The following is a 12849-nucleotide window of genomic DNA, read 5'->3' on the forward strand; positions in this document are numbered from 1 at the left end:
TTACATTAACCTTGCGAGAAATCCCGTAAGCGCACGCTCCACAGTATCAAACTGCTTGCATTGCCGAATGGCTCTTTTACCATTGAGCTTATTCATCCGCTGGATAACCTGGGACATAATTATGGCTTTCACTCCATTTCCTCCACGTCAGCCTACCGCTGCAGCGCGCCTGCCGCTAACACTCATGACTCTTGATGATTGGGCATTGGCAAACGTGACGGGCAAAGATGCAGAACCGTATCTGCAAGGCCAGGTCACTGCTGACATTGCACAACTGACTCCAAACCAGCATACCCTTTGCGCGCATTGTGACGCGAAAGGAAAAATGTGGAGCAACCTACGTCTGTTCCACCGTGGCGAAGGTTTTGCACTGATTGAGCGCCGCAATCTGCGTGACGCACAGTTGGTCGAATTAAAAAAATATGCGGTATTTTCCAAAGTTAGCATCGAACCTGATGATGAAAGTGTACTTCTGGGCGTCGCTGGTTTTCAGGCTCGTGCAGCACTTGCCAATGTGTTTGGAACATTACCCGATGCTGAGAATCCAGTCGTACAAGTAGGCGCAACAACGCTGCTCTGGTTTGAGCTGCCTGCCGAGCGTTTCATGCTGGTGACCGATGAAGCTACAGCGCAGATGCTGGCTGATAAATTACACGGCGAAGCGCAGCGTAACGATAGCCAGCAATGGCTGGCTCTGGAAATTGAAGCAGGCATTCCAGTCATTGATAGTGTCAACAGCGCACAGTTTATTCCGCAGGCAACCAACATTCAGGCGTTGGGTGGCATCAGCTTCAAAAAAGGCTGCTACACCGGCCAGGAAATGGTGGCGCGCGCGAAGTTCCGTGGCGCTAACAAGCGTGCGCTGTGGTATCTCGCAGGCAATGCCAGCCGGTTACCTGAAGCAGGCGAAGACCTGGAATTGAAAATGGGCGACAACTGGCGTCGTACCGGCACCGTATTGGCAGCAAGTCAGCTTGATGATGGCCGCGTTCTGGTACAAGTGGTGATGAACAACGATCTGGAAGCCGATAGCGTACTACGTGTTCGCGATGATAGCGGCAGCCAACTGGTTATTGAGCGACTGCCTTATTCATTAGAAGACGAGTAGTAGTGATTAACCGTCGCTCCCGATTACGGGGGCGACAGATCTAGTGGATATACAGGTAAATGGCGAGGAAGTGGCAAACACTGCCGCCCAGTACAAAGCCATGCCAGATAGCATGATTGTAGGGAATGCGTTTACAGACGTAGAAAATAACGCCTAAAGAGTAAATCACGCCACCAACCGCCAGTAGCGTTACGCTGCCTGGAGCGAGTTTGATAACCATCTGGTAAATCACCACCAGCGATAACCATCCCATCAGCAGATAAGTAACGAGCGACAATACCTTAAAGCGATGCGCGATAGTTAGCTTGAAGAGTATCCCAGCCAGCGCCAGTCCCCAGATAACAATCATCAGCCCACGTGCCAGAGGTGAATCCAGCCCGACGAGTAAAAATGGTGTGTAAGTCCCGGCGATCAGTAAATAAATCGCGCAGTGGTCAAATTTCTTCAACCAGACTTTGGCGCGTTGATGCGGGATAGCGTGATACAGCGTTGAAGCGAGAAACAGCAAAATCATGCTGCCACCGTACAGGCTGTAACTGGTTATCGCCGTCACACTCGCCTTGGCATCCACCGCCTGTACTAGTAACAAAACCAACCCAACAATCCCAAACACCAGCCCAATACCGTGGCTAATACTATTGGCGACTTCCTCCGCCAGTGAATACCCTTTCTTAATTAATGGTTTATCAACCATATGGCTACTCCCGGTGAGACAAAAGAGGGAAAATACATCGCAGTTAGCATAACTGAGAATGATTCCAGCGAACACATGTACGCTAAAATAAATCTGCCAGATGTCATAACTGCCCCTATACAATCTTGCCACTAATGCTTAACGAATGGAGTACAAGGATGACGCAAATGGCCTTTGGTGCAATGAGTGAAGTGATTAACTTTCTGATGGAAATCGACAAGCTCAAACTTGTTGAGCGCCGTACTAAGATTATCGGCCATGGTCGCCAGGAAAACTCCGCAGAACACAGTTGGCATTTCGCCGTTGCCGCGATGAGTCTTGCCCCTTTCGCACCAGAAGATGTCGATATTTCCCGCGTCGTCCAGATGGCATTACTGCATGATATTGTCGAGATAGATGTTGGAGATGTCCTGGTTTACGATCTTGCCGCACGAGCAGCTATTGCCGAGAAAGAAGCCATCGCCGCTAAACGACTTTTTGGCCTGCTTCCTGAACCACAAAGCACACAATTTTTGCAACTCTGGCTAGAATATGAAGCCGGTGTAAGTGCAGACGCCCGGTTTGCTGGCGCACTGGATAGAATTTTGCCTATTCTGCAAAACTTGCATAATAAAGGGCAAAGCTGGCGCGAGAATGGAATTTCCCTTGAACAAGTATTGACGCGCAATGCGCTGGTGGGCGAAAGCTGGCCCGAATTATGGCAACATGTCGTCAGTCATTTATATTCAGCGCAAGAAAAGGGCTGGTTACGCTAAACCCTTTCTTCTTTGTAACATTCAGGAAGACGTACCATGTTTACTCATGCGGCAATTGCTAATCTCAACGGACTAGAAATGTTGGTCTACAACTTTGTCATCAAAAACCGTGACAAAGTGATGTACATGACTATCCGCGAGTTAGCCGATGCGGTAGGTGTTTCTACGACTACCGTACTGCGTTTTTGCCGCAAGCTAAAGTGCGAAGGTTATTCTGAATTTCGCGTGCGTTTTAAATTATACCTGGAACAAAACGAAGAGCAGTTAGTTAATTTTGGTCCCAGCGAAATCATCAGCTTTTTTAAAAGTACCAATAATGAAGAGTTTGATAATTTAATTGACCGCGCCGTTGATATTATTTTTTCTTCCGAACGCATTATATTTGTTGGCGCAGGAACATCCGGCGCACTAGCAAAATATGGTGCACGTTTCTTTTCTAACGTCGGGAAATTTAGTAATCATATTGATGATCCTTATTTTCCCGTCACCAATGATATGGCAAAGAATGCACTGGCGATTGTACTTTCTGTTTCCGGCGAAACCGAAGAGATCCTGCGTTTCGCCAGCCAATTCAGCCTGCACAACTGCAAGGTGTTCTCTATAACCAGCCACGAAAACTCGTCGTTGGCAAAGCTCGCCGATTTTAATATCTCCTGGCATATTCCATTGACCCGCGTCGGTGGGGTTTATGACATCACGACACAAATCCCTGTCATTTATATTCTGGAAACCATTGGCCGCAAATTGGCTAAGAAAATGGCATAAAAAAACAGTCTGTTTTTTCTATGTAACAAATCACAATAACCGTGATTTGTTATATCGTGACAATCAAATCTCATTTGTTAGACTCCAGAACAGAGCTTAATAACTTAACGCCAGAATGTGATGTATCCCACATTATTCTTCGCGCTAACCGTGAGATGAACAAATATGAAAAAACTGACCTTACAAAAAGACTTTTTATGGGGCGGGGCTGTTGCTGCACACCAGGTTGAAGGTGGCTGGAACAAAGAAGGTAAAGGCCCAAGTATTTGTGATGTGTTAACCGGTGGCGCACACGGTGTACCACGTGAAATCACTCAAGAAGTTATTCCTGGCAAATATTATCCAAACCACGAAGCCATCGATTTCCATGGGCGCTACAAAGAAGACATCGCTCTGTTTGCCGAAATGGGTTTCAAATGCTTCCGTACCTCAATTGCCTGGACGCGTATTTTCCCTAAAGGCGACGAGCTGCAACCCAATGAAGAAGGGCTGAAGTTCTACGACGACATGTTCGATGAATTACTGAAATACAACATCGAGCCAGTTATCACCCTCTCCCACTTTGAAATGCCACATTATCTGGTTACCGAATACGGTGGCTGGACTAACCGTAAAGTGGTTGATTTCTTTGTTCGCTTCGCCGAAGTGGTGTTTGAACGCTACAAGAGCAAAGTGAAATACTGGATGACCTTTAACGAGATCAATAACCAACGCAACTGGCGCGCACCGCTGTTCGGTTATTGCTGCTCCGGTGTGGTTTATACCGAACACGATAATCCAGAAGAAGTGATGTACCAGGTTCTTCATCACCAGTTCGTCGCAAGCGCAATGGCGGTGAAGATTGGTCACCGCATCAATCCAGAGATGAAGATCGGTTGCATGCTGGCAATGGTGCCGCTATATCCGTACTCCTGCAAACCAGAAGACCAGATGTACGCTCAGGAATCCATGCGAGAACGTTATGTCTTCACCGACGTACAACTGCGCGGCTACTACCCATCTTATGTACTCAATGAGTGGGAGCGCCGCGAGTTCAACATCAAAATGGAAGCAGGCGATGAGCAAATCCTGCGTGAGGGTGTGTGCGATTACCTCGGCTTCAGCTATTACATGACAAACGCCGTGAAAGCAGAAGGTGGCAGCGGCGATGCATTATCTGGCTTCCAGGGCAGCGTGCCGAACCCACACGTTAAAGCATCCGACTGGGGCTGGCAAATTGACCCCGTTGGCCTGCGTTATGCGTTGTGCGAGCTGTACGAACGCTACCAAAAACCGCTGTTTATCGTCGAAAACGGGTTTGGTGCCTATGACAAAGTGGAAGAAGACGGCTCAATCAACGACGACTACCGTATCGACTACCTGAAAGCGCACGTTGCCGAAATGATGAAAGCAGTAACCTACGATGGCGTTGACCTGATGGGTTATACCCCGTGGGGCTGTATCGACTGTGTGTCTTTCACTACCGGTCAGTACAGCAAGCGCTATGGCTTTATTTATGTGAATAAGCATGATGACGGCACTGGCGACATGTCCCGCTCACGTAAGAAGAGCTTTAACTGGTACAAAGAAGTGATTGCAAGCAACGGCGAAAATATCTGATTAATTTGATATGCCAAAAGCCCCGGGTGCACGAGCAAGCGGGGCTTTTCTTTTTAGATAGGTAAACCAAAGCGGAAACAGGCACCGGTTTCAGGTCTTTCCACCAGCGCAATATCGCTACCATGCAGCTGCAACATCTGGCGCACAATCATCAGCCCTAACCCGCCGACTCTGATGTGCGACTGATTAACAATCGAAGGCCGCACAAATAAACCCTCTTTGAGTTCCTGTGGAATACCCGGCCCGCTATCGCTAATTTGCACCATCACTTTTTCACCCTCTTTCCACAGGCGCACTGCGACGGTCCCCTTTTCCGGCGTATGACGAATCGCATTATCCAGCAAGTTGGTGAGCACCCGTTCAATCATCCCCAAATCAGCATCAATCAATGGCAAACCAGGCTGTATATCAGCCACTAATTGTAGTTGCCGTGTTTGGGTCATCAGTTCAAATTTCTGGAACACATCCTGCAATAATTCACCGAGGCAGAAATGTTCTTTTTGCGGCTTCACGACACCGTATTCAAGACGAGCCAATTCAAACAAAGACTGCGCGAGCATCCGCACTTTTTGGCTTTGCGCTAACGCAATTTCCAGATAGCGCTTTTTCTCGGCTTCAGAAAGTGTCGTTGACATTACGGATAAACTTTCCAGATAGCCGTGAAGAGACGTCAGTGGCGTGCGTAAGTCATGGGAAATATTGGCAATAAACTCGCGGCGGAGTTGGTCTTGCTGCGACAGGCGATGCCATTGCTCCGAAATTCGCCGCGCCATCATGGTAACCCCCTGGCGCAACAGTCTTATTTCGTCATTGCTCTGCTCTTTATCAAGCGGCAGCTCGGCCATCGCCTGCATTTCAGCCATACCACCGGTTTCCAGCGCGTTAACCTGACGCGAGAGCGAACGAAGTGGCCGGGTTATCCAACGAAACGCCAGTCCCCCAACAAGCAGCCCTAAAAGGACGACCAGACCGATAGAAAGCAAAACCACCCTGGAAATGGCATTAAATTGCGCGTCGCTTGCCAGCGCATTGTAATTTTCACCGAGCAAAATGACGTACAGATAACCTTTAATTTGTCCGTTTTGCCGCATCGGGGCGACACTAAAAACTTTCTTTCCATCCACACTGCGCGGGTCGTCACCGTAGATAGGATACTGACGTTCATTTAACGCCGACTGAATTGGTTCCAAATCGACGCGATGGCGTTTGATATGGTCGGGAGGTGCTGCATCACCAATGATATTGCCCTTCTCGTCTAACAGATAAACTTCCACACTTGGGTTTACCGTCATCAAATGATCAAACAGTGTACGCACGGATTCATTATTCAGGCCATCTTGCCCAAGCAATGGGTAGCTTTGGTTGATGTGTTCGGCAAGCGAACCCGAAAGTTGTTGGACAACCGCCTGGCTGTACTGCGTGCTGCTGCGAATTTGCAACCACCCCAGCAATGAGCAAGAGGTGATTAGCAGCAACGCAAACACCAGAGTCAGGCGTTGTGAAAGAGTGAGTTTTCTCATGGTTTACTCGTGTCGCGGCGCAATAAATTTATACCCTTTTCCCCACACCGTAAGAATGAACTCGGGCTCTGCGGGGTTATCTTCAATCTTGATGCGTAACCGGTTGATGTGGGTGTTAACCGTGTGTTCGTAACCTTCGTGTTGATAGCCCCAAACCTGGTTGAGCAGATTGAGGCGTGAAAAAACTTTTCCCGGATGTTTGGCAAAGAACCACAGCAGGTCAAACTCGCGCGGCGTAAGCTCAACAGGTTGCTCTCTAAGGCGAACATCACGGGCTAACGGATCGATGGTGAGCCGTTCGAATGTCAGCGTTCCTGCATCCTGCATCAAGTTCTGGCTCATGGCTTCCTGGCGGCGGAATAACGCTTTGACTCGCGCCACGAGTTCCAGCATCGAGAAAGGTTTTGCCAGATAGTCATCGGCTCCAAGCTCCAGACCCAAAACCCGGTGCGTTTCACTTGAACGGGCGCTGATCATTACGATCGGCGTGTAACGCGTCATGGTGCGCGCATGGCGACATATCTCCAGGCCATCGACGCCCGGTAACATGAGATCAAGAATCAGCGCATCCCAACCGCCCTGTTTAAGTAATTCCAGCCCCAGTGAACCATCTGCCGCATGGACAATTTCAAAACCTTCTTCTCGCAAATGCAGCTGCAAAAGTTCAGCAATATTTTCGTCGTCCTCAACAATTAATAATTTTTTGGGCTTCATCACTTCGCCTTTTATCCACCAGTTACAGGAAGTCTATACAACAAATGAGCGTCGAGTTATCACATTTAATTTAACTTTTCGTGAGACTTTGGCGAACAGATTTAGGCCACACTCATTACAACGCAATAACGGGAAATAAAACTATGGATACGCCAACGTTTCAGGTTAAACCCGCCATAGTTCATCCACGGTGGCTAAGGGTTTGCCACTGGTTGAACGCGCTCGCCATACTCATTATGGTCACCAGCGGATGGCGCATTTATAACGCCTCGCCGTTGTTTAATTTCAGTTTTCCGAATGAGTTAACACTCGGTGGCTGGTTAGGAGGCGCGTTGCAGTGGCATTTTGCAGGGATGTGGTTATTCGGCATTAATGGTGTGATTTACCTGCTGATTAATATTTTCAGTGGTCGCCTGAAACGCAAATTTTGGCCTTTATCACCACGCGAATTAATAAACGATTTTTTAGCTGCGCTGCGTGGAAAGCTGGCTCATGAGGATCTCAGCCACTACAACACGGTACAAAAATTGGCGTATCTGTTTGTGATGATCGACGGGATCATTCTGGTTTGCTCCGGCTTGGTCGTGTGGAAATCGGTGCAGTTTCCGCTGTTAAGGGAATTACTCGGCGGTTATGACACTGCGCGCATTATTCATTTCTTTGCTATGTCCGGAATGGTCGCATTTGTTGTCATTCATCTAATTATGGTGGCATTGGTTCCCAAAACTTTACTCGCCATGCTGCGTGGGCGATAAGGGAAAAAAATGAACAATAAAAATAAGATTTTTTCTGATTCCGACAAAGCTGCCATTATTCAGGATGCGACACAGCAAATTAATAAGCAGTTATCGTCTGAAGGCCGTCGCCGATTTTTAAAACAAGGTTTAACGCTCGGCGGTTTAATGATGCTGACCGGTTGCGATATTAGTGATAACAAATCAGTCGAAACCACTTTAAGCGGTATTTCACGCTTTAACGATCGCATCCAGGCGATGTTATTTAATGCCAACGATCTGGCTCCGGTTTATCCTGAAAGCATGATGACGCGCCCGTTTCCTTTCAATGCTTTTTATAGTGAGGACGAAGCTCCCGTTATAAATGGTGACGATTATCGTCTGGAGGTTGCAGGCCTGGTGGCTGATAAGCGCCCATGGACGCTAGCACAATTACACCAGATGGCGCAGGTCAGCCAAGTAACGCGCCATATCTGCGTTGAAGGATGGAGCGCTATTGGCAAATGGGGAGGTGTGCCGTTCTCTTTATTTCTTAAGGGTATTGGTGCCGATCTGAACGCCCGTTACGTTAGCTTCAAATGTGCTGATGATTATTACACCAGCATTGATATGGCAACCGCACTTCACCCACAGACCATTATTGCACTCACTTACGATGGCCAAATATTGCCACGTAAATATGGTTTTCCAATGAAATTAAGAATGCCTACCAAGCTTGGCTATAAAAACCCAAAACATATTTTGGTTATGGAAGTCACTAATCGCTACCCAGGAGGTTACTGGGAGGACCAGGGCTATAACTGGTTTGGCGGCAGCTAACAACATATCCGTCATCCTTCAAGTTGCAGAGTTATTGGCTGCAACTCAAATGCTAAAGGTTATATGTAGTTACCATCTGTAGTTAATAACACGACGAGGAAATAAAAAATGAAAAAACTCTACGCTGCTCTGATGTGCTCAGCATTATTCTTTGGTATTGCTGGCGCTAATGCGGCCGATAGTATGGCGAAAGATAGTATGGCGAAAGATAACATGGAGAAAATGTCCCATGACTGTTCTAAAGACAGTATGAAAAAAGACTGTATGTCGAAAGAGCATATGTCTAAGAATGGCATGACTAAAGATCATATGTCCAAAGACAAGATGACCAAAGATAATATGTCTAAAGACGATATGAGTAAAAAACAATAACCCGAATAATGGCAGTCACTTGAGTATTCAGGTGATTGCCATTTATTTTATTTACCGCCAGCCAAATCGAGGAAACTGCCCGTCACGTAAGAGGCTTTGTCGCTAAGCAGCCAGGCAATTGCCTGCGCGACTTCTTCCGGTTGCCCACCACGCTTCATAGGTAAGAGATCTTTTACGCGGTCGACTCGGCCTGCTTCCCCACCAGACGCGTGCATGTCGGTGTAAATAAACCCGGGGCGCACACCATTAACGCGAATACCCTGCGACGCCACTTCTAAAGAAAGCCCGGTCGTTAGCGTATCTACCGCGCCTTTTGACGCAGCATAGTCAACATATTCGCCTGGAGCGCCTAAGCGCGAAGCCGCCGATGAAACGTTAACAATCGCACCACCTTCCCCGCCATGACGGAAAGCCATACGTTTTACCGCTTCGCGGCAACAGAGAAAATAGCCCGTTACGTTGGTTGCAAGAACACGGTTAATACGTTCGGCCGTGAGCTCTTCAATGGTGGATTGCTGGAACAGAATTCCGGCGTTGTTGACCAATGCGCTAACCGGCCCGAATGCGTTGTCAATTTCCACGAACATCGCCATAACTTGCAGCTCATCGGAAATATCCGCTTTGATGGCGATGGCTTCACCGCCAGCTTCGCGAATAGTGTTAATCACCTCATCCGCCGCCTGTTTATTACGTTGATAATTTACGACGACTTTGTAACCAGATTGCGCCAACAGCAGCGATGTAGATTTACCAATACCACGGCTGCCGCCAGTTACCAGTACCACTCCCATTTCAACCTCCTGATTTACAGATAAAACAAAGGGCACCGAAGTGCCCTTAAGATACTTCATGCAACTGTTATTACTGGTATTCGCTCATTGGAACACAAGAGCAGAACAGATTACGGTCACCAAACACATCATCCAGACGTTTCACAGTCGGCCAGTATTTGTTGCCGTGGCCCGTCGGGAATACCGCCAACTCGCGGGTGTATGGATGCGTCCAGTCAGCTACGATTTCGTCCTGCGTGTGCGGGGCGTTAACCAGCGGGTTATCTTCCAATGGCCATTCACCACGCGCAACACGATCGATTTCAGTGCGGATAGTCAGCATCGCATCAATAAAGCGATCCAGTTCCAGTTTGCCTTCTGATTCGGTGGGCTCAACCATTAGCGTGCCCGCAACCGGGAACGACATCGTTGGCGCATGGAAACCGAAGTCAATTAAACGCTTAGCAATATCCAGTTCGCTAATGCCGGTCTCTTCTTTCAGTGGGCGAATGTCGAGAATGCATTCATGCGCCACGTGACCATTGCGCCCGGTGTACAGCACAGGGAAAGCAGACTTCAGACGAGTCGCAATATAGTTAGCATTCAGAATTGCCACCTGGCTTGCTTTTTTCAGCCCTTGCGCACCCATCATGCGGATATACATCCAACTGATTGGCAGAATCGATGCGCTGCCAAACGGTGCCGCAGAAACAGCACCCTGTTGGGTTAGCATCTCTTCAATTTGCACTACGCTATGGCCTGGCACGAACGGAGCCAGGTGCGCTTTCACACCGATTGGACCCATGCCTGGGCCGCCGCCGCCGTGTGGAATGCAGAAGGTTTTATGCAAGTTAAGGTGCGAAACGTCTGCGCCGATATAACCTGGTGAAGTAATCCCCACCTGCGCGTTCATGTTCGCGCCATCAAGGTAAACCTGGCCGCCGAACTGATGAACAATCTGACACACTTCGCGGATCGTTTCTTCGTACACACCGTGAGTAGACGGATAGGTCACCATGATGCAGGAAAGCGCATCTCCAGCTTGCTCAGCTTTAAGGCGCAGATCGTGAAGATCAATATTGCCTTGCTTATCACACGCAACAACGACCACTTCCATGCCAGCCATTTGTGCTGATGCCGGGTTAGTACCGTGTGCTGAGCTTGGGATCAGGCAAAGATTACGGCTGCCTTCATTGCGGCTTTCGTGGTAGCGGCGGATAGCCAACAGGCCCGCGTATTCACCCTGTGCGCCGGAGTTTGGCTGCATGCAAAGCGCGTCGTAACCCGTTAGTTTTACCAGCCAATCAGAAAGCTGGGAGATCATCTGATGATACCCTTCTGCCTGATTTGCCGGGCAGAACGGGTGCAGTTCAGCAAATTCAGGCCAGGTAATTGGAATCATCTCAGCTGCAGCATTCAACTTCATGGTGCAAGAGCCAAGCGGGATCATGGCCTGATTCAGTGCCAGATCTTTACGCTCAAGCGAGTGCATATAACGCATCATTTCGGTTTCGCTGTGGTAGCGATTAAATACCGGATGAGTCAGGATCGCGTCTTCACGCAGCATTCCTGCTGAGATCGACAGGCTATCACCCGCAACGTTTTGATCTAACTTGTCGATATCCAGGCCGTGGTTTTCACCCAATAACACACCGAACAAAGCCTGCACATCTTCACGTGTAGTGGCTTCATCAAGTGTGATGCCAACGGCATTGAGAATGTCGCTACGCAGGTTTATTTCATTGGCTTCGGCACGTGCCAGAACAGCGGCTTTATCAGCAACTTCAACACACAGTGTGTCGAACCAATGCTTGTGACGCAGTACCAGGCCTTTTTGTTGCAGGCCAGCCGCCAGAATATCAGCCAGGCGGTGAATTCGCCCTGCAATACGTTTCAGGCCAGCCGGGCCGTGGAATACCGCATACAGACTTGCAATATTCGCCAGTAAAACCTGAGAAGTACAAATATTGGAGTTCGCTTTTTCGCGGCGGATATGTTGCTCGCGAGTTTGCATCGCCATGCGCAGCGCAGTACGGCCCGCGGCATCGCGGGATACGCCGATAATACGGCCTGGCATGGAGCGTTTGAATTCGTCGCGGGCAGCAAAGAACGCGGCATGTGGGCCGCCGTAACCCATCGGTACACCAAAACGCTGTGCGGAACCAAACACAATGTCTGCACCTTGCTTGCCTGGCGCCGTCAGCAGAACCAGCGTCATGAAGTCAGCGGCAACACTCACGATGACTTTGCGTTGTTTCAGTTCGGTAATCAGGGCGCTGTAATCATGGACTTCGCCCGTAGTGCCCACTTGTTGCAGCAGCACACCGAACACATCCTGATGATCCAGCACTTTTGCCGCATCATCGACAATCACGTCAAAGCCGAAGGTTTCAGCACGCGTACGCACAACATCCAGCGTTTGCGGATGTACGTCAGCGGCAACAAAGAAACGGTTAGCATTTTTCAGTTTGCTAACACGCTTGGCCATAGCCATTGCTTCTGCGGCAGCGGTCGCTTCGTCCAGTAAAGAAGCTGAGGCAATGTCCAGCCCGGTCAAATCCAGCGTCACTTGCTGGAAGTTGAGCAGAGCCTCAAGACGGCCTTGAGAAACTTCAGGTTGATACGGCGTGTACGCGGTATACCAGCCTGGATTTTCCAGCATGTTGCGCAGGATAACCGGCGGAGTTTGCACCGCGGTGTAACCCATGCCGATGTATGTTTTGAAACGCTTGTTACGGCTGGCAATGGTCTTTAATTCAGCCAGGGCCGCGAATTCTGTAGCAGCCTCACCCACCTGTGGTGGCTCGGCAAGCTGGATATCAGCCGGAACGATCGACGCGATCAGCTCGTTTAACGAACGAGCGCCCACCGTCTCCAGCATTTCATGTTGCTGCTGTGCGTTCGGTCCAATGTGACGGTCGATAAACGCTTCGTGATTTTCAAGCTGACGTAAAGACTGGGTCATGAGCGGTGATTCCTGAAACATGCATTGAGGCGAA

The 12849-nt window shown here is 49.0% G+C and carries 12 protein-coding genes; 7 read left to right on the forward strand and 5 right to left on the reverse strand.

Going from position 1 to position 12849, the window contains the following annotated elements:
- The first annotated feature begins 121 nt into the window (after window positions 1-121).
- The gene (ygfZ, locus tag FH968_RS08195) at window positions 122-1108 is read left to right on the forward strand and encodes a tRNA-modifying protein YgfZ (RefSeq protein WP_139878656.1); all 987 of its coding nucleotides are present in this window, start codon (window positions 122-124) and stop codon (window positions 1106-1108) included.
- Between the two features lie 40 nt (window positions 1109-1148).
- Here the strand turns inward: ygfZ and FH968_RS08200 are convergent, their stop codons facing one another.
- The gene (locus FH968_RS08200; RefSeq protein WP_139878657.1) at window positions 1149-1802 is read right to left on the reverse strand and encodes a hemolysin III family protein; all 654 of its coding nucleotides are present in this window, start codon (window positions 1800-1802) and stop codon (window positions 1149-1151) included.
- Window positions 1803-1960: 158 nt separating this feature from the next.
- On the opposite strand from FH968_RS08200, the gene FH968_RS08205 reads away from it, so the two are divergent.
- The 3 genes from FH968_RS08205 to FH968_RS08215 all read left to right on the forward strand — a co-directional run bounded on the left by FH968_RS08205 (window position 1961) and on the right by FH968_RS08215 (window position 4921).
- Window positions 1961-2557 (forward strand): HD family hydrolase, encoded by a 597-nt coding sequence (locus FH968_RS08205; RefSeq protein ID WP_223271303.1) that lies wholly within the window; start codon window positions 1961-1963, stop codon window positions 2555-2557.
- A gap of 36 nt (window positions 2558-2593) precedes the next feature.
- Window positions 2594-3322, forward strand: coding sequence for a MurR/RpiR family transcriptional regulator (locus FH968_RS08210; protein ID WP_139878658.1), 729 nt, complete (start codon window positions 2594-2596; stop codon window positions 3320-3322).
- 165 nt (window positions 3323-3487) lie between these two features.
- The gene (locus tag FH968_RS08215) at window positions 3488-4921 is read left to right on the forward strand and encodes a 6-phospho-beta-glucosidase (protein ID WP_139878659.1); all 1434 of its coding nucleotides are present in this window, start codon (window positions 3488-3490) and stop codon (window positions 4919-4921) included.
- A gap of 53 nt (window positions 4922-4974) precedes the next feature.
- Here the strand turns inward: FH968_RS08215 and FH968_RS08220 are convergent, their stop codons facing one another.
- Complete coding sequence (locus tag FH968_RS08220) at window positions 4975-6441, reverse strand: ATP-binding protein (protein ID WP_139878660.1); 1467 nt, start codon at window positions 6439-6441, stop codon at window positions 4975-4977.
- Window positions 6442-6444: 3 nt separating this feature from the next.
- Window positions 6445-7158 carry a response regulator transcription factor gene (locus tag FH968_RS08225; protein WP_139878661.1) on the reverse strand — a complete coding sequence of 238 codons (714 nt, stop codon included), beginning with the start codon at window positions 7156-7158 and terminating at the stop codon, window positions 6445-6447.
- 140 nt (window positions 7159-7298) lie between these two features.
- Between FH968_RS08225 and FH968_RS08230 the strand changes: the two genes are divergently transcribed.
- From FH968_RS08230 to FH968_RS08240, 3 genes are all read left to right on the forward strand, one after another.
- A complete protein-coding gene (locus tag FH968_RS08230) occupies window positions 7299-7910 on the forward strand; it encodes a cytochrome b/b6 domain-containing protein (protein WP_139878662.1) in 612 nt (203 codons plus the stop codon).
- A gap of 9 nt (window positions 7911-7919) precedes the next feature.
- The gene (locus FH968_RS08235; protein ID WP_139878663.1) at window positions 7920-8708 is read left to right on the forward strand and encodes a molybdopterin-dependent oxidoreductase; all 789 of its coding nucleotides are present in this window, start codon (window positions 7920-7922) and stop codon (window positions 8706-8708) included.
- A gap of 108 nt (window positions 8709-8816) precedes the next feature.
- Window positions 8817-9080, forward strand: coding sequence for a pentapeptide MXKDX repeat protein (locus tag FH968_RS08240; protein WP_139878664.1), 264 nt, complete (start codon window positions 8817-8819; stop codon window positions 9078-9080).
- A gap of 47 nt (window positions 9081-9127) precedes the next feature.
- Here FH968_RS08240 and FH968_RS08245 read toward each other — a convergent pair whose 3' ends face one another.
- Complete coding sequence (locus FH968_RS08245) at window positions 9128-9871, reverse strand: SDR family oxidoreductase (protein WP_139878665.1); 744 nt, start codon at window positions 9869-9871, stop codon at window positions 9128-9130.
- 70 nt (window positions 9872-9941) lie between these two features.
- Window positions 9942-12815 (reverse strand): aminomethyl-transferring glycine dehydrogenase, encoded by a 2874-nt coding sequence (gcvP, locus tag FH968_RS08250; RefSeq protein WP_139878666.1) that lies wholly within the window; start codon window positions 12813-12815, stop codon window positions 9942-9944.
- Between the last annotated feature and the right edge of the window lie 34 nt (window positions 12816-12849).

It is taken from the genome of Buttiauxella sp. B2 (assembly GCF_006376615.1).
In the GTDB taxonomy this organism is placed as follows: Bacteria; Pseudomonadota; Gammaproteobacteria; order Enterobacterales; family Enterobacteriaceae; genus Buttiauxella.